The sequence below is a fragment of the Klebsiella sp. A-Nf5 genome, assembly GCF_002810545.1.
In the GTDB taxonomy this organism is placed as follows: Bacteria; Pseudomonadota; Gammaproteobacteria; order Enterobacterales; family Enterobacteriaceae; genus Klebsiella; species Klebsiella variicola.
The window spans coordinates 99,724-125,216 of record NZ_PIOG01000092.1; the positions used below are offsets into that span (position 1 = coordinate 99,724).

At 57.7% G+C, this 25,493-nt stretch carries 20 protein-coding genes and 2 pseudogenes; 13 read left to right on the forward strand and 9 right to left on the reverse strand.

The window, feature by feature from the left end; translation table 11 throughout:
- The first annotated feature begins 2 nt into the window (after window positions 1-2).
- The gene (locus CWM53_RS10045; protein ID WP_100729904.1) at window positions 3-2,696 is read left to right on the forward strand and encodes a response regulator; all 2,694 of its coding nucleotides are present in this window, start codon (window positions 3-5) and stop codon (window positions 2,694-2,696) included.
- Window positions 2,686-4,884 carry a glycoside hydrolase family 2 protein gene (locus CWM53_RS10050; protein WP_100729905.1) on the forward strand — a complete coding sequence of 733 codons (2,199 nt, stop codon included), beginning with the start codon at window positions 2,686-2,688 and terminating at the stop codon, window positions 4,882-4,884. The genes CWM53_RS10045 and CWM53_RS10050 overlap by 11 nt, the downstream gene beginning before the upstream one ends.
- Before the next feature lie 24 nt (window positions 4,885-4,908).
- Here CWM53_RS10050 and CWM53_RS10055 read toward each other — a convergent pair whose 3' ends face one another.
- Window positions 4,909-5,778: an aldo/keto reductase gene (locus CWM53_RS10055; RefSeq protein ID WP_100630906.1), complete on the reverse strand. Its 870-nt coding sequence runs from the start codon at window positions 5,776-5,778 to the stop codon at window positions 4,909-4,911.
- A 78-nt stretch (window positions 5,779-5,856) separates the two neighbouring features.
- A pseudogene (locus CWM53_RS32345) lies at window positions 5,857-5,961 on the reverse strand (hypothetical protein); the annotation flags it as partial.
- A 156-nt stretch (window positions 5,962-6,117) separates the two neighbouring features.
- Here CWM53_RS32345 and CWM53_RS10060 point away from each other — a divergent pair.
- The 5 genes from CWM53_RS10060 (at window position 6,118) to CWM53_RS10080 (ending at window position 13,299) form a co-directional block, all read left to right on the forward strand.
- Window positions 6,118-7,251, forward strand: coding sequence for an efflux RND transporter periplasmic adaptor subunit (locus CWM53_RS10060; protein WP_074386214.1), 1,134 nt, complete (start codon window positions 6,118-6,120; stop codon window positions 7,249-7,251).
- Window positions 7,248-10,328 carry an efflux RND transporter permease subunit gene (locus tag CWM53_RS10065; RefSeq protein WP_100729906.1) on the forward strand — a complete coding sequence of 1,027 codons (3,081 nt, stop codon included), beginning with the start codon at window positions 7,248-7,250 and terminating at the stop codon, window positions 10,326-10,328. Before CWM53_RS10060 ends, CWM53_RS10065 begins: the two co-directional genes overlap by 4 nt.
- Window positions 10,325-11,026 carry a heavy metal response regulator transcription factor gene (locus CWM53_RS10070; protein ID WP_100729907.1) on the forward strand — a complete coding sequence of 234 codons (702 nt, stop codon included), beginning with the start codon at window positions 10,325-10,327 and terminating at the stop codon, window positions 11,024-11,026. The genes CWM53_RS10065 and CWM53_RS10070 overlap by 4 nt, the downstream gene beginning before the upstream one ends.
- Window positions 11,010-12,401, forward strand: a complete 1,392-nt coding sequence (locus tag CWM53_RS10075) for a heavy metal sensor histidine kinase (RefSeq protein ID WP_074386079.1) — start codon at window positions 11,010-11,012, stop codon at window positions 12,399-12,401. The genes CWM53_RS10070 and CWM53_RS10075 overlap by 17 nt, the downstream gene beginning before the upstream one ends.
- Window positions 12,402-12,525: 124 nt before the next feature.
- Complete coding sequence (locus CWM53_RS10080) at window positions 12,526-13,299, forward strand: hypothetical protein (RefSeq protein ID WP_061154866.1); 774 nt, start codon at window positions 12,526-12,528, stop codon at window positions 13,297-13,299.
- A 60-nt stretch (window positions 13,300-13,359) separates the two neighbouring features.
- On the opposite strand, the gene CWM53_RS10085 is transcribed toward CWM53_RS10080, so the two are convergent.
- Window positions 13,360-13,614 carry a hypothetical protein gene (locus tag CWM53_RS10085; protein ID WP_061154867.1) on the reverse strand — a complete coding sequence of 85 codons (255 nt, stop codon included), beginning with the start codon at window positions 13,612-13,614 and terminating at the stop codon, window positions 13,360-13,362.
- A gap of 74 nt (window positions 13,615-13,688) precedes the next feature.
- On the opposite strand from CWM53_RS10085, the gene CWM53_RS30470 reads away from it, so the two are divergent.
- Window positions 13,689-13,949: a hypothetical protein gene (locus CWM53_RS30470; protein ID WP_133123795.1), complete on the forward strand. Its 261-nt coding sequence runs from the start codon at window positions 13,689-13,691 to the stop codon at window positions 13,947-13,949.
- A gap of 176 nt (window positions 13,950-14,125) precedes the next feature.
- On the opposite strand, the gene CWM53_RS10090 is transcribed toward CWM53_RS30470, so the two are convergent.
- The 3 genes from CWM53_RS10090 to CWM53_RS10100 are packed head-to-tail and all read right to left on the reverse strand — an operon-like array spanning window position 14,126 to window position 18,245.
- On the reverse strand, window positions 14,126-15,913 hold the full coding sequence (locus tag CWM53_RS10090) for an aryl-sulfate sulfotransferase (protein WP_100729908.1): 1,788 nt from the start codon (window positions 15,911-15,913) through the stop codon (window positions 14,126-14,128).
- 23 nt (window positions 15,914-15,936) lie between these two features.
- A complete protein-coding gene (locus CWM53_RS10095) occupies window positions 15,937-16,680 on the reverse strand; it encodes an ABC transporter ATP-binding protein (RefSeq protein WP_061154870.1) in 744 nt (247 codons plus the stop codon).
- Window positions 16,677-18,245: an ABC transporter permease gene (locus CWM53_RS10100; protein WP_074386082.1), complete on the reverse strand. Its 1,569-nt coding sequence runs from the start codon at window positions 18,243-18,245 to the stop codon at window positions 16,677-16,679. The genes CWM53_RS10095 and CWM53_RS10100 overlap by 4 nt, the downstream gene beginning before the upstream one ends.
- Before the next feature lie 223 nt (window positions 18,246-18,468).
- Between CWM53_RS10100 and CWM53_RS10105 the strand changes: the two genes are divergently transcribed.
- Window positions 18,469-19,536 carry an ABC transporter substrate-binding protein gene (locus CWM53_RS10105; protein ID WP_074386083.1) on the forward strand — a complete coding sequence of 356 codons (1,068 nt, stop codon included), beginning with the start codon at window positions 18,469-18,471 and terminating at the stop codon, window positions 19,534-19,536.
- Here CWM53_RS10105 and CWM53_RS10110 read toward each other — a convergent pair.
- Both CWM53_RS10110 and CWM53_RS10115 read right to left on the reverse strand, forming a co-directional pair.
- Entirely contained in the window at window positions 19,533-20,477 is a 945-nt protein-coding gene (locus tag CWM53_RS10110) for a LysR family transcriptional regulator (RefSeq protein ID WP_012542009.1), read from the reverse strand. The two genes, CWM53_RS10105 and CWM53_RS10110, sit on opposite strands and share 4 nt — an antisense overlap.
- 172 nt (window positions 20,478-20,649) lie before the next feature.
- Window positions 20,650-21,537 carry a LysR family transcriptional regulator gene (locus CWM53_RS10115; RefSeq protein ID WP_061154874.1) on the reverse strand — a complete coding sequence of 296 codons (888 nt, stop codon included), beginning with the start codon at window positions 21,535-21,537 and terminating at the stop codon, window positions 20,650-20,652.
- Window positions 21,538-21,632: 95 nt separating this feature from the next.
- On the opposite strand from CWM53_RS10115, the gene CWM53_RS10120 reads away from it, so the two are divergent.
- Genes CWM53_RS10120 through CWM53_RS10135 form a run of 4 tightly spaced genes read left to right on the forward strand, consistent with a single transcriptional unit; the run spans window position 21,633 to window position 25,305 of the window.
- On the forward strand, window positions 21,633-22,421 hold the full coding sequence (locus tag CWM53_RS10120) for a substrate-binding periplasmic protein (protein WP_074386085.1): 789 nt from the start codon (window positions 21,633-21,635) through the stop codon (window positions 22,419-22,421).
- 5 nt (window positions 22,422-22,426) lie between these two features.
- Window positions 22,427-23,218 carry an amino acid ABC transporter ATP-binding protein gene (locus CWM53_RS10125; RefSeq protein ID WP_012968429.1) on the forward strand — a complete coding sequence of 264 codons (792 nt, stop codon included), beginning with the start codon at window positions 22,427-22,429 and terminating at the stop codon, window positions 23,216-23,218.
- Window positions 23,218-23,892, forward strand: a complete 675-nt coding sequence (locus CWM53_RS10130) for an amino acid ABC transporter permease (protein ID WP_063106100.1) — start codon at window positions 23,218-23,220, stop codon at window positions 23,890-23,892. Before CWM53_RS10125 ends, CWM53_RS10130 begins: the two co-directional genes overlap by 1 nt.
- 6 nt (window positions 23,893-23,898) lie before the next feature.
- Window positions 23,899-25,305 carry an MmgE/PrpD family protein gene (locus CWM53_RS10135; RefSeq protein WP_100630912.1) on the forward strand — a complete coding sequence of 469 codons (1,407 nt, stop codon included), beginning with the start codon at window positions 23,899-23,901 and terminating at the stop codon, window positions 25,303-25,305.
- A gap of 37 nt (window positions 25,306-25,342) precedes the next feature.
- Here CWM53_RS10135 and CWM53_RS31925 read toward each other — a convergent pair.
- Window positions 25,343-25,493, reverse strand: a pseudogene (locus CWM53_RS31925) (peptide ABC transporter substrate-binding protein); the annotation flags it as partial.

Here is a 25,493-nt window from a genome sequence, read left to right on the forward strand (position 1 = left end):
TCATGTGCGCCGCTAACCGTGTCGACCTCAACGTCCTGCCCTCGGCGGTGATGATCTACGATGAGCGCGAACGACTGCAGGCCTGGAATGATAAGGTGGCGCTGTTTTATCCCGCGATCGCGCCCTGGCTGGCCGTCGGCGCTCCCCTTGAGAGCCTGGCGGAGAAGTTCATCGATGCCGGGTATAACATCGACCCTGGCCGGCAACAGACGCTACGCGAGATGATTATCCGCAACTGCCGCCAGACGAACCACTGCGAGGTCCGCCAGTCGGGCAACCGCCGGATTTACGTTCAGCATCAGCGGCTGGCGGATGGTGGAATTGTCAGTCTGCATACCGACATCACCGAGCTTGACGAGGCCCGACGCGCACGTCACCAGCTTCACGACGATTTTTTATTCACCGCGGAGTCGATCCAGATCGGTATCTGGGACTGGCAGGTCTCCCACGACAACCTGCAGGTGAATGACACCCTGCTGGCGATGGTCGGCCAGTCGCGCGCACAGTGGCGTTATCCGCTGCGTTTTATGCTCAATCTGGTTCACGAGGACGATCGCACTACCCTGCAGCAGGCGATGATCGCCTCGCAAAACGAACATATGCCGGTTTTTGAATGCGAACTTCGCGTCCAGCACCCGACGCAGGGCTGGCGCTGGATGCTGCTCTCCGGGCAGATCGTCACTCTCAATATGCAGCAGCAGGCAGAGCGGGTGATCGGGACGTTGCAGGATATTACCCGGCGCAAAGCTGCAGAGCTGCTGGCCATTGAGGCGGCGAAGGAGGCTCGCGAGGCGAACGAAGCGAAAAGCGCCTTCCTCGCCAATATGAGCCACGAAATCCGCACCCCGATGAACGGCATTCTCGGCATGACGCAACTGTGCCTCGATACGCCGCTGACCGCGGAGCAGCGGGAGTACCTTTCGCTGGTGATGAGCTCAGCCCAGTCGCTGCTGCACATTATTAACGACATTCTTGATTTCTCACGCATTGAGTCGGGCAAGATGCAGGTGGACGAAGAGCCGCTGGAGATCCGCCCCTTTATCCAGTCGCTGATCCGCCCGCATATGCCTGCCGCCAGCGAAAAGGGCATTGAGCTGCTGGTGGATATCTCCCCTGCGGTACCGGAGGTGCTGATCGTCGATGGCCCCCGGCTGCGGCAAATTCTGACAAACCTGTTGGGTAATGCGCTGAAGTTCACTCATCAGGGGGAGGTCCTGCTGGCGATAGCGCCGGCCGGCGACGAAAACCGCTGGCGCTTTCGCATTCGCGATACCGGGATCGGCATCGCCCTAGAGAAGCAAAAGGCGATCTTCGAGGCCTTCAGCCAGGCCGATAGCTCCACCACCCGCCGCTACGGCGGCACCGGGCTGGGGTTAACCATTTCGGCCCGCCTGGTCAGCCTGATGGGCGGCGAGCTGACGGTGGAGAGCCAGCCCGGGGCGGGCAGCGAATTTGCCTTCACCCTGCCGCTGGAAGGCCTGAACGCCGCGGCCTCCGGTAGCGCTCCGCTGAGCCGCTTCAACAACCAGCGGGTGCTGGTGGTTGACGACAACAGCACCAACCTGCGCCTGCTCGACACCATGCTTCGCCAGATGGGGCTGATGCCAAGCTGCGTGGACAACGCCGGCGAGGCGCTACGCCGGGCCGCCGAAGGGCCGCCCTGGCCACTGATCCTGCTGGATGCGCAGATGCCGGATATGGACGGTGTGTCGCTGGCGCTGGAGCTCTCCGCCCTGCCCGAGGCCAGACAAAGCCAAATCATTATGCTCAGCTCCATGAGCCGCCATTTTGACGCCAATATGCTTAAGCGCATCGGTATCGCCCACTATCTGCATAAACCGGTGGCGCAGCGCGAACTGCATCAGGTTATCGCCGGGATTCTGGTTCCCGCACCGGTGGCGGCGTCAACGCCAGCCCCCGTTGCGGTGCCGATCAAGGCCCAGGCCGGGCTGCATATCCTGCTGGCCGAAGATAACCTGGTGAATCAAAAGGTCGCCAGACGACTGCTGGAACAGCTTGGCCACCGCTGCGAAGTGGTGAATAACGGCCGGGAGGCGCTGGAGCGCTGGCGCGCCGCCTGCTGGGATCTCCTGCTGATCGATCTGCAAATGCCGGAGATGGACGGTGAAACCGCCATCCGCCTGCTGCGCGAAGAGACGCTGGCGCGGGGCCGGGAGCACCAGCCCGCGATTGCCATGACCGCCCACGCCATGCAGGGCGATAGAGATCGCTGTCTGGCGATGGGCTTCGACGACTATATCGCCAAACCGGTGAGCCAGGAGGCGCTGAAGGAAGCCATCGCCCGCGTCGGCGCAGCGGAAGATAGCGGTCCGGACGAAGAGGCAGGCCTGCCGGACGAGGCCCACCTGCTAAAACAGTGCGCCGACGATCCTGAGCTGGTCGAGGAGCTGCTGGGACTCTTCGCTGAAGGGCTTGACGCCGCAATCATCGCCCTCACCCACGCCATTGACGCCAATGACCGGGAGACGTGGCGCCGTACCGCCCACAAGCTGCGCGGCGAGGCGGTTACCCTCGGCTTTCAACGCCTTGCCGGGGTGCTCCAGCAGCTGGAGAGCCAGGCGACGTCGCCCGACCAGACCGTGCCAGATGACCTGCGAGACGCGCTGGCCGAGGCGACCACAGGCTGCCACCGGTGGCTACATCGCAGATCGCAGGAGGTCCTCCGTGATCCATAGACGCCTTCTGCTGCTGGTCGTTTGCCTGCCGCTGGCGCATGCCGGTTCTAAGCCGGTGACCTGGTCACTGGCCGGACAATGGCGGGTGCATGACGCCAACGACAGCGCCTTCAACGGCGCGCAGGCTTCCGACGGCGACTGGCGCACGCTGCGGGTACCGGCAAACTGGTACAGCGCCGGATACGATCATCAGGGCGCCCTGTGGTATCGCCATCAGTTTACCCTGCATGGCCTGTCGCCGGATGCCATGGCGACGCTGGTGTTTGACGGCGTCGATTACTTTGCCGAGGTGGCGCTCAACGGCAAGACGCTGGCCCGACACGAGGGCTATTTTCAGCGCTTCCCGGTGGACATCAGCGGGGCCGTACGCCGCCATAATCAGCTCGCCGTGCGGGTCGACAGCCCCTATGAAGACCCGCAAAAGATCTGGCCGCTACACAAAACGCTGATGAAAGGGATCCTGAATCAGCACGACACCCGCCCGGGCGGCGCCTGGTCGGTTCAGGGGCAAGATGCCAACTCCGGGGGGATCTGGGCGCCGGTGAAGCTCCATCTGAGCCGCGGCGTCACCATCGACGAGGTGATCCTGCGCCCGGACTGGCAACAGGGGCTGGAGCAGCCCATGCTGCGTGCCGAAATACGCTATCGCGCCGTGACGCCCGGCCCCGTCACGCTACGCCTGACGGCTACCCCGGACAATTTTTCCGGCCCGCGTTTTCAACAGGCCTTCGCGGTCACCCTGGAGAAAACCGCGGGTGTCCTGCACGTCTCGCTGCCCATGCCGTCCGCAAAGCTCTGGTGGCCCGTGGGCGCGGGCAAACCCAACCTGTACCGGGTGCGCGCCACCCTTGCGGATAACCGGGGGATGATGGATACCGCCGTCACCCGCACCGGATTACGTAAAGTGGAAGCGCTGGCGGATAATCAGGGCTGGCGCATCAACGACAGACGGCTGTTCATTAAGGGCAGCAACTATATTGGCTCCCCATGGCTAAGCACCATGACGCGGAAAAAGTATCGTCGGGATTTCAGGCTTGTCACGGCGATGAACGCCAATGCCATCCGCGTTCACGGCCACGTGGCGGGCCGCGCGCTGTATGAGGTGGCCGATGAGATGGGGCTGATGATCTGGCAGGATGTCCCCCTGCAGTGGGGTTACGATGACAGCGTCGCCTTCGCCGATAACGCCGTGCGCCAGACCCGGGCGATGATGGCGCAGTTCGGCAATTCGCCGGCGATTATTGTCTGGGGCGGTCACAACGAACCACCGTGGAACTCGCCGTGGATGGAAAAACGCTTCCCCGACTGGCATAAAACCTTAAACCAGACCTTGACGCAGCGGGTGGGCGAGGCGCTGGCGGAAGACACCTCCCGCATCGTGCACCGGTTTTCCTCCGTCGAAGAACACTACTGGGCCGGCTGGTATTTCGGTACCCTACGCGACCTGCTCGCCCCGGCGAAGACCGGGATTATTACCGAGTTTGGCGCCCAGGCGCTGCCCCGGCTCGCCACCCTGAAGACCATTATCCCGGCTCATCTGCTGTGGCCGAAAACGACCGCCGCTGACGACCCCGGCTGGGTGCGATGGAAGTACCATAATTTTCAGCCTTTCCAGACCTTTAAATTCGCTGGCGTTCCGCGGGGAAATAATATTCAGGAAATGATCGCCAATACCCAGGCGTATCAGGCCCAGCTGGTGGCTCTGGCGGCGGAGAGCTATCGCCGCCAGCGTTATCAGCCGGTGACCGCCCTGTTCCACTTTATGTTTGTCGAGACATGGCCCTCCATCAACTGGGGGGTGGTGGATTATCTGCGCCAGCCGAAGGCGGGTTACTATGCCCTGCAGCGCGCCTATCAGCCGATCCTGCCGTCGATCGAGCCGGTGACCGCCAGCTGGCGTCAGGGAAGCCCGGCGACGGTGCGCCTGTGGGCGATTAACGATACCTGGGCAGCCTGTGAGGATTGTCGCCTGAGCTGGCAGGTCAGGCAAAATGGCCAGATGCTCGCTCAGGGAGAAACCACGCTGACCCTGCCGCCCGACGCCGGCCAGAAGATCAGAGAGCTGACCGTCACCCCCACCAGCCAGCAGCCCGTGACGATCGTCTACCGCATTGACAACCGTCGCGGCAAACGCGTGGGTGCTAACCAGCATACCGAGCCCGTCGCCGCAGCTCAGGCGGCTAAATGAAGGCGGCTTCACGCTTAGCCGCGATCAGTCATGGATTTTCACCCCCAGACAGCCGCGAACAAATTCAGGGTTAAAGTGTTTCACCGCTTCGCCGACATAACCTAAATCCAGGGCGCCGATCTGCGCCATTTCGCTCGCGGTGAGCGAGAAATCCCAGATGGCAAAGTTCTCTTCAATACGCTCCTGGCGGGTGGATTTCGGGATCACCGTGACGCCACGCTGCACGTTCCAGCGCAGGATAACCTGCGCAATGGTTTTTTGATGGGCATCGGCAATCCCCTGCAGCATTGCCTCTTCATACGGGTGATGTCTCCCGCCGCCTAACGGCGCCCAGGCTTCAGGCTGAACGTGATAATGCTTCATGGTTTCCAGCGCCGCGGGCTGCGCGAAATAGGGATGCAGTTCAACCTGGTTCACCATCGGCCTGATTCTGACGGTTTCGCAGAAGTTAGCTAACACATGGGGATAGAAATTGGAGACGCCAATCGCTTTCAGCTTCCCGGCTTCATACGCGTCTTCCAGCGCGCGCCAGGCGCTGAAATAATCGCCCATCGCCTGATGCAACAGATAAAGATCGAAGTATTCCAGCCCGGATTTTTTTAAGGATGCGGCAATCCCGGCTTTCGCCATCCCGGTGTTGGCCATGTCCTGGACCCACAGTTTGGAGGTAATAAATAGCGCCTCTCGGGTACACAGACCTTCGGCGATGGCTTCGCGAACGGCATCACCCACCGCATCTTCATTATCGTAGACGGCAGCGGTATCGATGAGGCGGTAGCCAGTACGAATGGCGTTCAGCACCGACTGCTTACACTCTGCTTTATCGGTCACCTTGAACACCCCAAAACCCAGCATCGGCATTTTACGGTTGTTACTTAATACGGAATATTCCACGGTGAAGCTCCCCTCTTGTTAAAACACCATGGTAAGACAGGAACGCGGTCACGATTAGCCTGTCATTCCTGATTTGACTTATGCATTCAATTCATTAATTGCAGTGCGCTGAGATGCCCCACTCAGGTCAAAAGTGCTGCGCCATCGCAGACGGTCATACGCCACACCTTCCGCCACGGCCCCCTCGGGCAGCGTTCACGTCAGCCATGTCCGCGAGGACAGACTGAATTATCTGCTCGGTCTTCCACCGCAAGATGACAGGATTGTCATCTGGTTAACGCCTTTCTGTCGGGTTCCCACGAGTAGACTGCCTCTATTTCTTCCAGACAGCGAATGATCATGACACTACTTCGCACAAGACCCCTGCTTATCATTGGTCTGATGTTAGGCGCTGGCCTTTTTTCGTATGGTATCCTCCACCAGACCAGCGATGCGGCGCCAGCACACAACGTCGCCGAACCGCTTGTCAGCCTCAGTCAGGCACAGGTGAAACTCGTCCCGCTGCGGCTCTCTACTCAGGGACATGTGGTCTCCCTCAATCAGGTCGATATCCAGTCTCAGGTGACCGGCACGGTAAAATCGGTGGCCTTCAAGGAGGGGGATTTCGTTCAGCAGGGACAACTGCTGTTTACCCTCGACGATAGCACGCAACAAGCCACGCTACGCCATGCGGTGGCGACGCTGGCTGAATCCCACTCTGAGCTGACAAAAGCGCAGAACGATCTCGCCCGCGGCCGCAGCTTAAAGGCGAAGAATTATATTTCGGCGTCAGACTGGGACACGTTAAAAAGTACTCAGCAGCAGTACGCTGCACAAAGCAGCGCCGCGCAGCAGGATATCGAGACGGCTCAGGCGCAACTGGGCTACACGAAAATTTATGCCCCCGTCAGTGGTAAAACCGGGGTGTTGAACGTCCACATCGGTAGTCTGGTACAGCCCGGGAGTACCTCGCCGATGGTAAGCATTAACCAGTTCGATCCTGTCGGCGTTTCGTTCACCTTACCTGAAGCCAGCCTCAATGCGGTACTGGCCGCGCAAAGCCAGGGACCGGTAAAAGTATGGGTGAAAAATGCCAGAGGCGAAGACGTCGCGGGACAACTGGATTTCATCAATAACACCGTGAGTACGGATAGCGGCACTGTCGTCTTTAAAGCCCGTTTTTCGAATGCCGACCATCTGCTGTGGCCGGGGGCATTTGAGGATGTCAGCGTCGATGCCGGCTCGCAACATGTCGTGGTACTGCCACCTCAGGCTGTACAGAACGGTCCGGAAGGTCACTTCGTCTTTCTCGTCGATAGCAGCAGACGCGTGTCCACGCAGGCCATCACGCTGTTGCGCATGCAGCAGGGAATGGCGATCGTCAATGGCGTGGCGCAGGGAACCCGGGTGGTCGTGGAAGGCGCTAACGCGTTGCGCCCGGACATGACCGTCAGGCTGGCAAGCCATGCGGCAACCCAGGAGCCCAGGTCATGAAGTTTGCTGAATTGTGTCTGTCACGGCCCATTGCCGTGATGCTGCTGTGGCTGGCGGTGATGGTGACCGGGATCATTTGCTGGACGAAGCTGCCTGTTGCCGCGCTGCCTGAGTTTGATACCCCGACGATTAAAGTTAACGCATCGCTTTCCGGTGCCAGCCCGGAGACCATGGCCTCATCGGTGGCGACACCGCTGGAAAAAAACCTCTCCACTATCGCCGGAATATCAACGCTGACCTCAACCAGTCTGCAGGGGGCCACCACCATTGTGATGGAGTTCGCCCCATCGGTGAATATTGATTCAGCCGCGGTGGATGTACAGGCCGCCCTGTATCAGACGATGAAAAATCTGCCGTCAGAAATGACCACCCCACCCTCGTTTCGCAAGGTCAACCCGGCTGATGCCCCCATTGCCATTATTGCCATCGACTCGCCCTCAATGACGCTGTCGGATCTTAACCGTTTCAGCGACAACCTGATTTCTCCGGCACTTTCCACGATTAAAGGTGTGGCTGAAGTTACCGTGAGCGGCCAGAAAAAGTATGCCGTACGGGTTGAAATCGATCCTGACAAGCTCGCGGCGATGGACCTGACGCTCACTGACGTGCAGTCGGCGCTGAAATCGGCAAATTCGAATGCGCCTATTGGAGAACTGGACGGTAAGCGACAAATGATGATGCTGCAAACCCGTGGCGACCTGCGTAATGCCGCCGACTTTGCCCAGGTCATTATTGCGACCCGCAACGGCCAGCCGGTACGCCTGTCCGATATCGCCAGCGTGCAGGATAGTATTGAGAACACCCTGAGCTACAGCTCGGTAAACGGCCACACGGCAATTGTACTGAACATCAGCCGCCAGCCGGGCGCGAACATCGTCTCAACTATCGACGCCATCAAAGCACTGCTGCCACGGCTGCAGTCACAAATGCCGCCGTCGGTACACCTGCAACTGCTCAACGACCGTTCTTTATCTATCCGTCAGGCGATCCATGACGTCAACATCACGCTGCTGGTGACTATCGCGCTGGTGATTCTGGTGATCCTGCTGTTCCTTCGTCAGCTGCGCGCGACCCTGATCCCGGCGCTCAGCGTGCCGGTGTCGCTGCTTGGGGCATTTGCCCTGATGTACGTGATGGGCATGAGCCTGAACAGTATCTCCCTGATGGGACTGACGATCGCCGTCGGGCTGGTGGTCGATGATGCGATCGTGGTGCTGGAGAACATCATGCGCTATCGCGAGCAGGGAGAAACAATATGGCGGGCGGCGCTGCTGGGTGTGCGCGAAGTGGCGTTTACCGTCATTTCCATATCGCTGTCGCTGGTTGCCGTTTTCCTGCCCATTTTCCTGATGCCAGGCACGCTGGGGCTGCTGTTCCATGAGTTCGCGTGGGTGGTTTCCCTGGCGATCCTGGTCTCGGCGGCGGCGTCATTAACGCTGGTGCCGCTGCTGGTATCGCTGCTGATTAAAGACCATGAGATTGAGCAAGCGCAGCCTGCGTGGAGCCGTTATTTCGAACGCGGATTTGATGCCCTGCTCAAAGGTTACGCACGTGCCCTGGAGATGGCGATCGCCCATAAAATGTGGATGGTGCTCACGGCACTTGCCACAGTACTGCTGACGGTCTTCCTTTACTGGAGCGCGCCGAAAAGTTTCTTTCCGCAGGAAGATATCGGTCAGATCACAGCGAATATTGATACGCCACAGGACATGTCCTATGACGGTCGCCTCGCCGTGGCGCAGCAGATCGGCAAAACGTTGCTCGCCGATCCTGTCGTGGCTGACATGGTCACCAAGGTCGATCATGACACCACGCAGGTGGTACTGACGCTGACAGATCGTTCGCAGCGTCCGGCCATGGCGCAGGTGGTGCAGCAAATGCGAGCAGAAACCAGCTATATGCCGGGGATCACCGTGTTCTTCAGCCCGGTACAAAATCTGAAAATCGGCGGCCGCTCGTCGAAAAGTAGCTATCAATACACGCTGCAATCCGTCAACAGCAGCGATGGGTTAGCGCTGAATAACTGGGCGAACAAGCTGATGGAGGGGATGAAAAAAACCGGCGTATTTGTGGGCGTCAACAGCGACTCGCAGCTCAACGGCCTGGAGGCTGATCTGCAGATAGACCGTAATAAAGCCTCACTGCTCGGTGTCGATACCAGCCAGATCCGCAGCAATTTGTATGCCGCCTTTGGCACTCAGCAGGTCTCGACCATCTACGCCCCGGAAGACAGCTATGAAGTGATTATGGAAGTGAAGCAGCCGTTTCGTCAGAACGAAAGCGATCTGGCGAAGATCTATGTGCGCTCATCTTCCAACACACTGCTACCGGTAACCACCTTCACCCACATTTCGCGTGCGCAAGGAATTACCGCGGTTAACCACCAAGGGCAGTTGCCGGCGATAACCGTCTCATTCGACCTGGCGCCCGGTAAGTCACTGTCGGATGCCACCGCCGCGATAGCTCAGGTCGAGAACGACATGCAGATGCCCGCCTCGGTCTTTGGGAGCTACGCCGGGCAGGCGGCGCTGTACCAGCAGTCGCAGAGTAGCCAGATTTGGCTGATTGTGATGGCGCTGGCGGTGATCTACGTGATCCTTGGCGTGCTGTATGAAAGCTGGATCCACCCATTGACCATTTTACTCGGCCTGCCTTCGGCGGCAGTCGGCGCGCTGCTGGCGTTAAGGCTATGCAATCTGGATCTCACCTTTATCGCCATGATTGGCATTCTGCTGCTGATCGGGATCGTAAAAAAGAATGCCATCATGATGATAGATTTTGCGCTGGCGGCGCAGCGCCAGCATAATTTATCTGCCCATCAAGCAATCACTCAGGCCTGTCTGCAGCGCTTCAGACCCATCATGATGACGACCTTTTGCGCCATGATGGGAGCCCTGCCTATCGCGTTTGGCTGGGGCGCGGGCGCCGAGCTTCGTCAGCCGATGGGCGTGGCGATTGTCGGCGGCCTGCTTTTTTCTCAACTGATCACGCTGTTTATTACGCCCGTTTTATACCTGCTGTTTGAGCGGAAAGCCCGTCCACAGGAGAATGCAGCACAATTGCTGGAGGAACAATGAGACTACTGTTGGTAGAAGACCAGTCAATGGCCGCGGACTACATCGCAAAAGGGCTCAGAGAGAATGATTTCGTCGTGGACGTGGCCAATAACGGTGTCGACGGACTGCACTACCTGTTGACCAACGACTACGATCTGGCCGTCCTCGACGTGATGTTGCCGGGAATGAACGGCTGGAAAATCCTTGAGTTAGCGCGCCAGGCTGGGAAAGCCACGCCGGTGATGTTTCTGACCGCGCGGGATGACGTAGAGGATCGGGTCAGAGGGCTTGAGCTGGGTGCGGAAGATTATCTGGTTAAGCCATTTTCATTTAGCGAATTGCTGGCGAGAGTACGCGTCATCATGCGTCGTCAAAACGTCCATAGCACACCGCTGGAAGACGCCGTATTACAAATCAGCAATCTGCAGCTCGACTTCCATAAACATCGCGTTATTCGTGATGGAAAACGCATCGAGTTGACGCAGAAAGAGTTTTTACTGCTTAACCTGTTGATGCGTCGCAGCGGCGAAGTATTATCGCGTACCGTGCTGGCGGAACAGGTCTGGGATATGAACTTTGACCCGGAAACCAATGTTATTGACGTCGCTATCCGCCGTCTGCGCAGCAAAATTGATGATGGTTTCGATGTGAAACTGCTTCACACCATTCGCGGCGCAGGCTACGTGCTGGAAGAGAGACAAGATGCAGATCCCGCGTAATATGTCGATAACCCTCCGGCTGACGCTCTACTTTACCCTCGCGATGTCGCTGGTGCTGTACAGCGTCTCCGGACTATTGTACTCCACTATGCGCAATCAGCTCAGCCAGAAGGATGAGAACGAACTGCGCAGCACCCTGCAGTACCAGCAGGAGATTGCCACCACCATCAGCGAACGTCAGGGGCCAACCGACCTCTGGCAACAGGAACTGTTCGAATTTATCGCCCGCCAGGACCGGCTTTCGCTGCGCATTATCAGCCCTGATGGGAAAGTCTGGGCGCAGTCGAAGACTATGCGGGCGCCAGAAGCAGTTTTCCCCCCGCCATCCCGTGACTTTACGTACCGTTCATGGCGTTATCACGAAGGAGAGATAAAGGAAAAGTACCTGATCGCGTCAACCAATTTTATCCTGAAAGGCAATCAACCGTGGCTGGTTCAGGCTGCGCTGAATGTCTCGCGAAACAATGAAATCATTGAAGATTACTGGCAGCGGATGCAGATTGCTGTAGCGCTGGCCATTGTGGTTTTTTCGGCCATTGGCTACTGGCTCGCACGGCGTGGCCTGCTGCCTTTGCGCAAAATCAGTCGCGAAATTGCGTATATTCATGCCGAAGACCTGGATACCCGCCTGGCAACTCAACACTGGCCATCAGAATTGAACGCGCTGGCGGCCTCCTTTGACGGGATGATGACCCGGCTTGAAGCCTCCTTTAAACAGCTAAGCCGCTTCTCCTCCGACATCGCTCATGAGCTTCGCGGCCCGATTAACAACCTGATCTCGGCCGCCAGCGTGACGCAAAGTAAAGACCGCAGCCCGCAAGAGTACCAGGAGACCCTGGCCGCCATCGTCGAAGAAGGCGAACGACTGTCGCGCATGATTTCCTCTATGCTGTTCCTGGCCCGAGCCGATAACAGCCGCGAAACGCTGCACCGGGAGTTACTCAATAGCGTCACGGAATTTGAACGTCTCATCGGTTACTACGACATTCTGGCGGAAGATAAAAACATCCGTTTAACCCATGAGGGGGATGTCTCTTTCCCTGCCGATGCTCTGCATTTGCAGCGGGCGCTCTCTAACCTGCTGTCTAATGCTATTCGCCATACCCGCTCGGGCGGTACGGTACATCTCAAAGCATCTCAGGCGAACAGCTCAGTCTTACTGGCGGTGCAGGATAATGGCGAGGGCATCAGTCCGGAGCATTTGCCGCATATTTTTGACCGCTTTTATCGCGTGGATGCGGCACGCAGCAGCGCGGATAACACCGGGCTGGGCCTGGCCCTGGTAAAAACCATTGCCGAATTACACGGAGGAAGCGTTCAGGTGGAAAGTATTCCGGGCCAGGGAAGCTGCTTTACGCTGGTACTTCCCCTGTAATGAGGTTGCCAGCCAACCTGACAAAATTGTCATCCGGGCGTTGAGTTTTGGTCATGGTCAGAAGCGAATAATTGCAGAACATTTATTCCGGAAATTCACTTTTCCCTGACATGAGAAGACCCCTATGACTATTCCGCAAAGTCATTCAGTGTGGCTCAATAAAGTACCTGAGATTACGCTTGTATTCTGGTTAATCAAAATGATGTCGACCACCGTTGGCGAAACGGCGGCAGATTTCCTTAATATGGATTTGCAGTTTGGTTTAACCAATACTTCAATAGTGACTGGCGCGCTGCTCGCATTGTCGATCTTTTTCCAGATGCGGGCCACACGCTATCAGCCGGTGTTGTATTGGGTCACGGTCGTGTTTATTAGCGTATTCGGCACCTTGATCACAGATAACTTAACCGATGCCTGGCATGTACCGCTGGCGCTCTCTTCGCTGGTGTTCAGCGTCCTCTTATTGGTCATCTTTGTCACGTGGTACCGGCGGGAAGGTACGCTGTCGATTCATCACATCGATAGCCGGAGCCGTGAATCATTTTACTGGCTGGCGATTCTGGCCACATTTGCCCTCGGTACAGCGGTAGGTGACTGGCTGGCGGAAGGCGTGAGTCTGGGTTATTACGGTGCGGCAATGTTCTTCGGGACGTGGATCCTGATTATCACCGGCGCCTGTTTTATCTTTAAAGCAAACCGCGTATTTTGCTTCTGGGCGGCGTATATTCTGACCCGCCCATTCGGCGCAGCCTGCGGAGATTTACTTTCACAACCGGTTGATAACGGTGGTATCGGCTTAGGGGCAAACCTCACCAGCCTGATTTTCGGGCTCGCGATTATGTTCATGATTGCCTGGCTGATGGTGCACGACTGGCGTAAGCGTTCTGCTGAAAGATAATGGCAGAATGGTAGAACAAGCGTCACTATGATGACGGTGGGTTCCCCCACCGTCTCGTTATTACTTTTTCACTGCATTTTTGGCGTTATTTTTTGCATTATTGCAGGCGGTCTCATTTTTAGCGCAGGCTGCTTTAGCCGCTTTCGCTTCTTTTTGCGCATCCGCTTTTGCCGTGGACTTGGCCTGGGAACACTGCGTCGGGTTATTCTGGCAGGCTGATTTAGCTTTTGAAATCATCTGACCATTTGCTGCATTGGCGGCGCCGCAAACCATAAGCGCGCAGATACCCAGCGCCATTGCGAATTGTTTCATCATAGTTATCCGTATTATTAAATTTAAGTGAGTCACATCCGGGATAATTCCCGTCCGTTAAGAGCAGGAATAAGCTTATGCCGCAGGTGCTGGCGAGCTTACCGCCGTTGGCGTACCCTGCTTCATCTGCAGGCGGTGCTGCAATTCAGTTTTGCAATCAGCATTCCCTTTCCATGCGCACCGCGCCAGTTCACGACCGTTCATCTGTTGCGGGGATTTGCTGGCACAACCTGCCAGTAGCAGAAGCGCGAGGGGGAATAATATTTTCTTCATCGCCAGATTACTCGTTAGTTAAAAACCACATGAATTATCAGGATGAAATATTAAGACTTAATTAAGTGAAACGAGAGATAGCATGGATAGCTAATAGTACAAGGTCGCGGCACGTCGCGACCTTGTAAGGTTTAACCATGGTTTTCTGACATCATCAGGCAACCACTGCTCATCACTGGCTGGTTAAGCGCTGCGCCAGACTCAGCCGCAGCGCCACAGTTATCCTCTCAACCGGATAGCATCACAGGCTGACACTGTTCAACCAGTTGAGCAGACTTTCCACTGAGTATTGCGTCGGTGCGCGCGATATCGGTTGGCCCGATGTTATCAGCAGTAGCGTCGGCAGGCCGCGTACGCCGAGGTCGCTGGCCAGTTCCTGATGCAAATCGGCATCCAGATAGCGCGTTTCAAACTGAGCAATCCGCTGGCTGAGTTTTTCATGGGCCAGCAGCTGCCAGAGTTTACGGCAATGCACACAGCGCTCCGCGCCAACGAACAGCAGCACGGGTCGTTCACCCTGCAGTTCACTCGCCGCGCTTATCGGCCGGAATGCGCTTTCCGCAACGCGGAACAGCTTCGGACTGCGGCGCAGCGTATCGTTATCGGTAGCTACGCATAGCGCATCGGCGCTTTTACTGTACGGCTGTACGCCCGCCACGCGCACCACGCTCTGCGCCGGGCCCGCCGCCGCCGCGCCCGGCTGACGCAGAGTGCGGACATCGACTGCCGCAATCGGCGTCTCCGGCGGTTGCGCAAGCTGCGGGATCCACGCGTAAGGAATGCGGTAGGCGCGGTAAACCATATTATTATTCAGCGTCTTGCCCCAGAACGGCGAAATATATTCCCAGACAATGTCGTGATCGCGGGTCACTTCAAAAATGCGGCCGTTCGATCCTTCGTTAATCAGCGTATTGCCATTTTCCAGGCGCTGCATATTACTGATATACGGGCTGTAGAAGCGATAGGAGTCGGTCGGTTGCGGCAGATCCGCTTCATAAGGCGAGTAGCGCCACTCAATATCGAGGGTCAGCGGGTTGATCTCAAGGATCCGTGAATAATCGCGCCAGGCGTTTTTCACCCCATCCGCCGACGCCGGGTTCGGCGCACCGTATCCGGCCCAACCGCCGTTGTCGAAAATCAGGATATTGCCCGCGCCCGGCAGCCCCTGCGGGATCATATGCGCATGATGCTGGCCGATGATCCAGCCGATGTGCTTCAGCTCCGGTTTGCTGTAGTCCGGGCCGAGCTGCCAGACAATTTTGCCGCTCTGCTTATCGATAATGGCGATAATGTTGGATTCGCGGGCGTCCCAGATAATGTTATCGGGATGAAAGCGCGCATCGCCGGCGTCATACCATTTATTCGGTCCCAGCGCCGACATCGAGTTGATATGCATCCAGTCGCCCATTCCGCCGCCGCTGGCGCGCATATTCGGGTTATTGTACAGCGCGGTGCGTGCCGCATCGTCGAAGCCCAGCTCATGAAAATGGTCGCTGCAGCGCCACTCCCAGACCACATTGCCCTGCCAGTCGACTTCAATAATGGTGTCGTCCAGCAGCAGCTTGTCGGAGATCGCTTCATTAACCAGATTGGTGTGGGCGAGGATCAGGGTATTGCCGCCATCCACCTGCGGCTCCAGCCCCGGTGCGTAGTAGCCGACCGGGTTACCCGCTCGCTGATAGTCGTGATGAGCGCGCGCCATCCAGCGCGTTTCGTTGCCGGGATCGCTGACCTGTTCGTAGCGGTCGAATTTCCAGGTTACGTTGCCCTCCCAGTCCACCTGGATCAGATCGAGCATATCCTGCATGCCATAGCGCGGGTCGCGCTCGCCGCTGTGGCCAAGGATGGCACCGCCGGGCAGAATTTTGTTGGGAAACCCATGCAGTTCAGGCCATTCCCGCACCACGTGACCATTCATATCCACCAGTACCGCGCCGTGTTCGGTGGCCTGGAAAAGGGTGTAGCCGCTCCAGGCGCGCTGCGGATCGTAAAGGGTGGCGCCGGTCGGGTAAACGGAAGGATGTCCCATATGTTGCTCCTTAAATAATAAAATCAGACAGAAGTAATCAGGTTGCGAATGTGGCGGCAGGCGGCGGTAAACGAGTCATCATCACGCTGGCGCGGATGAGGCAGCGCCAGGTTCACGATTTCTCGTATCCGCCCCGGACGCGGTGAGAGCACGACGACGCGATCGGCCAGGGCGACGGCCTCTTCCACATCGTGCGTCACCAGTAACGTGGTGGTTCCCGCGCTTTGGTGGATCTGTAAAAGTTCCTGCTGCAGGGTGTGACGCGTCAGGGCATCCAGCGCGCCGAAAGGCTCATCGAGCATCAGGATCTGCGGGCGGGCCACCAGACCGCGGGCAATAGCCACCCGCTGGGCCATGCCGCCGGAAAGCTGCGCGGGCAGCGCGCTGGCGAACTCGCTGAGCTGCACGCGCGCCAGCATCTCCAGTGCCCGCTGGCGCTTCGTCGCCCGGCTGAGCTTTTCATCCGCCAGGCCGAGCATCACGTTGTCGAGCACGTTAAGCCACGGAAACAGGCGCGGCTCCTGAAACACAATGCCGCGCTCTTTGCCCACGCCGGTGACCGGCTCGCCGTTAATACAAATATCCCCCTGGGTGGCTGACTCAAGGCCCACCAGCATCCGTAGCAGCGTCGATTTACCGCAGCCGCTGCTGCCCACCAGCGCGACCAGTTCACCGGCGGCGATATCCAGGTTGAAATTCTGTAGCGCCGTCACCTGTTGCCAGGATTTACGCACGTGACGAAAAGAGACCAGAGTTGAAGAGGTCATAACTGCTCCTGTTGACGCCAGCGGGTGGCGCGCATTTCCAGTAAACGTCCAGCTTTATCCAGCGCCGCGCCGGTGATACCGACCAGCACCATGCCGCAGAGAATAGTGGGCATATCCAGCAGCTGCTGGGCATTGATCATCAGGCTGCCGATCCCGACGCCGGAGGACATGAAATATTCCGCGCCGATATTGCCAAGCCAGGCGTAAATCAGCGCCAGCCGCAGACCGGCAAAGATCCCCGGCGCGGCACCGGGAAGAATGACCCGGCGCAGGCGCGCGAATTCGCCCAGCCGCAGTACCCTGGCGACTTCATCGAGTTGCGGATTTCGCTGAAGCACCGCCTGCAGGGTGCTGAAGAACATCGGAAAGAACGACGCCAGCGCGATAAAGACAATTTTGCCGCCGTTATCGTTACCCACCCATGCCGTCAGCAGCGGCAGCCAGGCAAACAGAGCAATATGGCGCAGCACGTTAAGCGTGGGGGTGAAAATTTGTCCGGCGCGTGGGCGCAGCGCCAGCAACAGCCCGCACAGCAAACCGCCGGCAATCCCCAGCGCGCCGCCGACAACCGCTCTCCCCAGACTGGCCAGCATCGCGGCGCTCAGCTCTCCGCTCAGGATCCCCTGAACAAAACGCGCCGCCACCGCCAGCGGCGAAGAGAATAATCCGCCATCAATCCAGCCCCACTGGCTGGCCAGCTGCCACAGCGCCAGCAGGACTATCGGCAGCTGCAACGCCCGCCAGCTGGCCTGCGGTTTCCACGCCAGGCGTCCGGCGGCTGGCTGCGGCCAGAACACCAGTCGGGAACAGGCCCGATTCGCCGCCCACTCCATCAACATGCCGCTCAGGCCAACCACCGCGATGGTGACGAAGACAATATCCAGCTGAAACAGCTGGCGGCCCCAGACCATCAGGTAGCCAATACCTTCTGAAGAAGCCAACAGCTCGACAACGATAAGCGATACCCAGGCCTGCGAAAGCGCCAGACGCAGACCGGTAAACCAGCCCGGCAGGCTTGCCGGGATCACCAGCCAGCGCAGCCGCTGCCAGCGGGAAAAGTTCATCACCCTGCCGGCTTCGCTCAGGGTCAGCGGCACGCTGGCAACTGCCTGCTGAGTGTTGATGGTCATCGGCACCACGGTGGTTTTCACGATAACCGCCAGCTTGAGGCCGTTATCAATCCCGAACAGCACCATCAATAGCGGGATCCAGCCGAGCGTCGGAATTTGCGCCAGCGCGTAGAACAGCGGTTCCACCCGCTGCGCGGCCGCTGGCACCAGGCCAAACAGCGCCCCGAGCAGCGTGCCGGCGATGGCGCCCAGCAGCAGGCCAAGCGCCAGATGCTGGAGGCTAAATCCCCACTGCGCCAGCAGATCGCCGCTCAGCAGCGACAACGCGGTATCGGCAACCACCGACGGCGCGGGCAAAATTTGCGCGGGCATCCATCCCTCGCGGGCGGCGATGTACCACAGCAATAGCAGTAGCGTTGGCAGCAGCCACGGCCAGCCGTTAAGCCGGAAACCCGGCCTGCCAGGGGCATCGGTTCTTAAGATCATCTGCGACATATCGGTCCACTCATCGGAAAGTGATGCCGCTATGAAAACGTGACTCACGCTGCCCCGCTATTGCGTAAGGTGAATAATCCCGATGCATCGAATGCATTTCAGCCTGGCGGGCACGCTGCGTCTGATTTAGCTTTTTTTCACCCATGCTTGGCGAATAAAAGCATTTAACACACCGCCCGCCGGCTCTTTAGGGTGAGAAAAAAACTCAAGGGAGCAATACGTTATGATGAAAGCATTTTTTAGCCGCACCTTGCTGGCATTGGTCACGGTCATCGGTCTGGCGGCAAACGCCCAGGCCGAGACGCTACGAACCATTCGCATCGGCGTGCCGGATCAGAGCGCAGGCAGTCAACCTTTTATTGAGGGGCCGGTCGGCATGGCGTTTATCCGCCATCAGTTGGAAGAGGTGTTTAAACCGCAGGGTGTGGAAGTGCAGTGGCAGTTTTTCAAGGGGGCAGGCCCGGCGGTGAATGAAGCGTTAGCCAACCGACAGCTTGATTTTGTTTACCTCGGCGATCTGGCGGCGATTATCGGTAAGGCCAATGGTCTGCCGACACGCCTGCTTCTGGGCAGCCGCGGCTCGGAATCCTGGCTCGCGGTAACCAAAGCCTCGGGTATTAAAACGCTGGCCGACCTGAAAGGCAAACGGGTAGCGGTCTATCGCGGTACGGCGGACCAGTTGGCCTTTGACCGGGCGCTGCAAACCGCCGGCCTCAATGAGCGCAGTTTGCAGGTCATCAACCTTGACTGGAACGCGGGTAAAGCAGCGCTGGCGGCCGGTCGCGTCGATGCGGTATGGGGAGGCGTCTCCCTGCTGGCGCTACGCGGCGACAAAATTGATGTGGTGGTTAAAAGCGGCGACTCAGGCCGCCAGAACACCACCCAGGCGGGGTTCCTCGGCACGCAGACGTTTATCGAGACCTGGCCGCAGGCGACTCAGCAGATCGTTAATGTGCTGGTGAAGAATGCCGCTGAAATCAGCGATCCGGCTAATCGAGACGCCTGGTCTGCCGAGATGGCGCAGCAAAGCCAGATCCCCAAGGCGTTATTTCTGGAAGCGCTGCAGCCGCAGGATCTGAACTTTACCACCTCACCGCGTATTGACCCGTTCCTGACCGACAGCTTCAGCAGTAGCGTCGAGCAGGCTAAATCGGGTCGTCTGATCCGCAGCGCCTTTGACGTTAAGCAGTGGGTGGACGGCCAGTTTGTCGAGCAGGCGCTGAAAACGCAGCAACTGGAAAACCGCTGGCCACTGTACGATGCCAAAGGTGAGGCGAAAAACGCCGGTTAATCCCCCTCCTCCTGCGCCAGCAGCTGAAGCTGATGCTGACGGTCGGTGTGGAGGATAATCTCAATCAGCCTCTCAACCAGCGGCGGCTGAATCGCATGAACCGGGGAGATAATGGCAAACCGGGTCTGCATTAGCCGCCACTCATCTGGCAGATCGCTAAGTTCCAGTTTCACCAGCCGATGGCTGTGCTGGCACAACGCGAAGCCGTCCTCGCTGGCGAAGCTTATCGCGTGGGTTTGCGCCAGAGTGGAAAGCAGCGCGTAAATATGGTCGCACTGGATCGCGGGCGTAAAGTCCTGTTGCTGGCTGAGGGTTGCCAGTACCTTGCGTACCCCCGGCGGCAAATAGGGGGCGGCAAAAGGATAGCGCAGCATCTCCTGAATCGAGATCGTCCCCTGTTTTGCCAGCGGATGTTCGGCATGGCAGACAAAGAAACAGCGTTGTGGGCTGAGCGGCTGCACGCGTAACTGCGGGTCAAGCTCGGCCTGCCAGCTATCGGCGACCACAAAAGGATAGTGCTGGGAGGTAAGCGCCTGATGCAGAGCAAGCCAGTTATCAATGTGAAAACGCACCCTCGCCTGCGGCAAAAGACGATGAAACTCACCGATGGCCGCCGGAATCAGCCTCGCGCCGGGGGCCGGGCCGCAGCCAAAAGCGACCTCGCCATTTTGCGCATCGTCCGCCTCACGCAGCTGGCTACTGAGCTCGATATTGAGTTCCTGAAAACGGCGCGCATAAGGCAGCAGCTTTTGCCCATGCAGCGTGAGCGTCGGTAGCTTGCTCTGGCGGTCGAATAAAGGATGACCGACACTCTGCTCCAGCGCCTGAATACTGCGGCTAAACGCCGACTGCGACAGGCAAACCGCCTCCGCCGCACGATTAAAACTGCCGTACTCCACTAGCGCCACAAAATTGCGTAACTGGCGAAAATCCAGATGCATCGATCCACTCCCTTCCCTCTACTATTCAACAAAAGTACTGGAAGGCGGCCTGGCGGTAAACCACAGACACCACTCCCGGTGAGTTAGTCCACGGTGACTGGGAGTGAAAGTTCGCGTTGCAGAATAGTGATGAATCTGCAAGAGCGGCCAGCCACAGAGCCTCACGCTGATCTCATGTTTCAGCCATTAATTCCGTCATCACTTTCGCAAACACTTCGCCCGGCTGAGACAGGGTGCTATGTCCATCCGTCACCGCGACGACAGAAACCGGCAACGCATGACGGAACGGCCGCACCGCCAGACCGCTGGTGTCGACGCCCTGTAGAGAAAAACTGTCAACAATAGTCATACTGTTGTTGCCGTGTCTGACAAGATTAATCGCCATGCTGTAGCGGTTGGTTTCTACCGCCGCCACCTGGCGCTGGCGGAACGCCGGCACCTCTTCGGCAATCATGGCAACCAGCCGCGCGTCGGTCGTGATATATACCAGGTCGCGCGTCGGGATATCCTGCCAACGGATTTCCGTCTGCTGCGCCAGCGGATGCTGCTCGGGCAGCACACACACCATTTCGCCCCGGCAGATGGCCAGCGGGTTATCCTCTGGTTCGTAGCCGGGTTTCACCAGAAAACCGAGATCGTAACGCCCTTCTTCAACCGCTGTCTCAATTTCATTGTTGAGACACATATCCGCCACCACACCATAATCGGGAAAGGTCTGGCGAAAACGCGCCACCGCCAGTGGCAATATATTCAGCGCCAGCGCAGGCGTGGCGCAGACCCGCAACTGACCAACGCGATACTGGCGGATGTGATCAACAAAACGCTCAAAACGAAGCCGATCTTGATGCACGCGCAGCGCCTCTTTATACAGCGCTCTGGCTTCCGCGGTTGGCTGCATCTTGCCTTGATAGCGCTCAAACAGGCTGAACCCCATCTGCTGCTCGATAAGCGCCAGGCTTTTACTCACCGAAGGCTGCGACATGGCCAGCTGCGCCGCTGCCGCTGTCACTGAACCTAGCTGAACAATACTGATAAAGACCTCGAGTTGCTTGGGTGTCATTGCCATTTTCCTGATAACGATATGCTGATTATGCATTTAAAAAATATGCACTCAGGGTTATAGAATCCATAATTATATTCACCAGAGGGCATAAAATGAAATTTTTCACGTCACGCTTCATGTCGATATTGTTGCTTATACCGGGGATGTTCTTAGCCCAGTCTCCTGCTCAGGCCGGGGAAGAAATCAATACGATTCTGCCAGACCATGTGATCCGCGTCGGTGCGGTCAACGCACCGCCGTGGTATCAGAAAGATCTGCTGACCAACCAGTGGACCGGGCTGGTTCCGGATGTTGTGCAGGCGATATTTAAAAACACCGATATCAAGATTGAATACGTTGATACGCAATGGGGCACCGCCGTCGCGGGTTTACAATCTGACCGTTTCGATATTTTAGGTGGTTTTAATAATACGCCAGAAAGGGCCAAAGCCGTCGACTTTACCCGCCCAATGGGCTCGCACCAGATGGGCGTCCTGACTCTGGAGAAAGAGACGCAGAAATATCAGCGCTGGGACACTATCAACACTTCACAGACCAGACTCAGCGCGATTGATGGCTCGGCAGCCGTCACGCTGCTGCAGCCTCAACTGGACAAAGCCCAGTGGATTATCGTTCCCGATAGCGACAACATGCAGCTCCAGATGGAGAGCGGCCGCGCGGATGCCATCGTCACTAACGATATCCAGATGGCGCAATATATTCAAAAGCGTCATCAGGGCACGATGATTATTCCGCAGCCGGTCAAAGAACAGGCAACCAATATGGGCCTGCGTAAAGATCGTCCGGAATTACAGGCGTGGCTGAATGGACGGCTCGAACAGCTGGATAAAGACGGCACGCTGAAAAAAATCTGGCATAAATATACTCACCCAGCGAAATAACTCTGATGAACCCACAATCATTATTACCGTTGCTGAAAATTGAAGCGCTTAGCAAATCATTTTCAGGTAATAAAATTATAGATGATGTTTCCTTCGCGGTTCGTCCCTCGGAGGTGATTGGCATCATTGGCCGCAGCGGCGCGGGTAAATCCACCCTGCTGCGTTGCCTGAACATGCTTGAAGTCCCGGATAGTGGGCATATCTGGCTGGGTGAGGAAGAAATAGGCTTTCACGGCGCGCAGAGAAAACAGGTCACACAGCGCACATTAGCGCGCCAGCGTGCCTCAATGACGATGGTATTCCAGCACTTTAATCTGTGGCCACACCGCAGTGTATTGCAGAATATTATTGAAGGTCCGGTACAGGTCCTGGGCGTGCCGCGTAAAAAAGCCATCGAAAAAGCCATGGCGCTGCTCACGCGTATGGGCCTGCAAGAAAAAGCCGGAGACTTCCCGGTGCAACTTTCAGGCGGTCAGCAGCAGCGGGTATCTATCGCCCGCGCCCTGGCTATGGCGCCGCAAGTGATCCTGTTCGACGAACCGACTTCCGCACTCGATCCGGAATCTGTCGGGGAGGTGCTGTCCGTTATTTCCGAACTGGCGGCCAGCGGCACCACCATGCTGGTGGTTACCCATGAAATGCGTTTTGCCCTGCAGGTCTGTAGCCGGCTGCTGTTGATGGATAATGGCAAACTGGTGGAAGAAGCATCCCCGCAGGAGATCTGGTCACGACCGCCCGATGCCCCTATCCGACGCTTTATGACGCTGTCCGGCGTAACGGCAGAGGAGCTGCGCTAATGTCTTATCACTGGGATTTCTCAATACTGTGGCAATATCACGCGGTTTTGCTGGAAGGGATATTGACCACTTTTAAAATTGTGCTGGCCTCAGTCACGTTAAGCATTCTTGGCGGAGCGCTGTTGGCCCCGTTGCGCGGCGCGTCCAGGGCGGTCATCCGCTTACCCACCCAGGGGTTGATTGAGATTGTGCGTTCAATCCCCCCTCTGGTGCTGATTGTCTGGGCCTACTACTGTCTGCCCATTTTGTTCGGCCTGACCCTCTCCTCGTATCTGACCTGTGTCCTCGCCATCTCGTTATATGGCAGCGTATTTTTTGCTGAAATATTTCGTTCTGGTATGCAGTCGGTCGATCATGGTCTGGTCGAAGCGGGCCTGTCGGTGGGGATGTCGCCGCTGAAAGTATTAGTTCGCATTACCGGGCCGGTAGCCTTTTTACGAATTCTACCGGCGTTTGTCAGCCAGTGCGTGATGTCGGTTAAGAATTCCGTGCTGGCGAGTTATATCGCAACGGGTGAGATCCTCTATCAAGGGCAACGGCTGAGTACCGCCACCTTCCGCCCTCTGGAAACACTGACTTTTGTGGCGCTGTTTTTCGTCGCCACCATTCTTCCGCTGTCACTGCTGGCAAGCTATGCCGAGCGCCGGATCCGCAGCCGCTACTTCAAACGTTGAGTAACCATGACTATTTCCGCAACACGCCAGCTGGTCAATTTTGCCAGTACCTTATCTGCGCCAGCTATCCCGGCTCCCCTTCGGCGCAAAATTCGACTGCATTTACTGGATGCTCTCGCCTGCGGTTGGGCGGCCAGTGGTCACCGGGTCAGTGAACCGATGATACGCGCCTCCCGGCTATTTGGCGGAAACGGTCACTGTAGCGTCTTCGGTGAGTCCGGTTTCAGCCCATTAGCGGCCGCGTTCGCGAACGCCGCCATGATAAACGGCCTGGATCACGATGACGGTGTGGAGATCGACGGAAAAGGGCTCGGCCATCCGGGAGCCACGCTGGTTGCCGCCGCGATGGTTGCGCTTGACCTCAATCCTGAGCCGGTAGCTCAGGACGTGCTGATTACCACCCTGACGGCCGGTTTCGAGGTGAATAACCGGCTCATCCACGCCATTCAACCTTCGGCAGAACGCTTCAGCCAGGTCTACGGCGTGGCGCAGCACCAATCTATCGGCGCAGCCGTGGTGGCCGGTCGGTTGTTGGGGTTAAACCCTGAGCAATTACATCACGCGGTGGGCCTGGCCGCCGCGTTAACCCCGCTCCCCAGCCTGCACCAGTATAACTGGCGACAACGGCCGCTGTTGTCGCTCAAAGATGCCGTGGCGCCCGCCGCGCAAGTCGCCGTCCAGGCGGTGATAATGGCGCAGCAAGGCCTCAGCGGCAGCCTTGACGTACTCGATGGCGAACAGGGCTTCTGGCGGATGATTGGCTCTGACCAGTTCGCGCCAGACAGGTTGACCGACGATCTCGGCAGCCACTGGTACGCTGGTTACGGTAGCTTTAAGCGATATCCCGCCTGCCGCTGGCTGGCCTGCGCGCTGGAATGCATGGAGGGCATTATGCAGCAGACCGGCTGGTCTGTTGCGGATCTCCGCACCATTGAGGTACAAAGCTTTCCCCGCCTGGTCAACGATATGATGGACTACCGGCCGCAAACGGTGACCGACGCGCAGTTCAGCCTGCCGTGGACGCTGGCAGCGGTCGCCGCTGGCCTGCCACCTGGTGCCGGCTGGTATACAGAAGACAATATGCAAAACCCAGCCTTGCTGGCGGTGGCGGATAAAGTCACGGCCACTGTCACACCTGAATTTACACAGCGAATGAACGGTCCGGCACGCCAGCCTGGCGCGCGCGTTGTGGTCACAAACAGCTGTGGTGAACGTGCAGAGCAGGAACGCTACAAACCCCTCGGCAGCGCCGAACGCCCGCTTAGCGATGGCGAAATTATTGCCAAAGCGCGGCGAAATTTGCCCGGACATAAGATAAAGGTTAACGAACTGCTTACGAGCGTGATGGAGGAGGAAACGGCTCGGTATTACTCCTCTTCGGCAGATCTGATGGGCTTTGCACTACCGGCGTAGCAAGGGTTGCCTGACATCATCAGGCAACCACGACCGATTAGTGCTTCTCGATATACATGGTACGGCTGTAGGCCACATCTTCCGGGTTGGTGATCGGGTAGCCTTTCAGCCACGGCTTAATCAGCCGGCCATTAGTGTACTGGTAGATAGGCGCAATCGGCGCTTTGACCATAATGATCTTCTCCGCC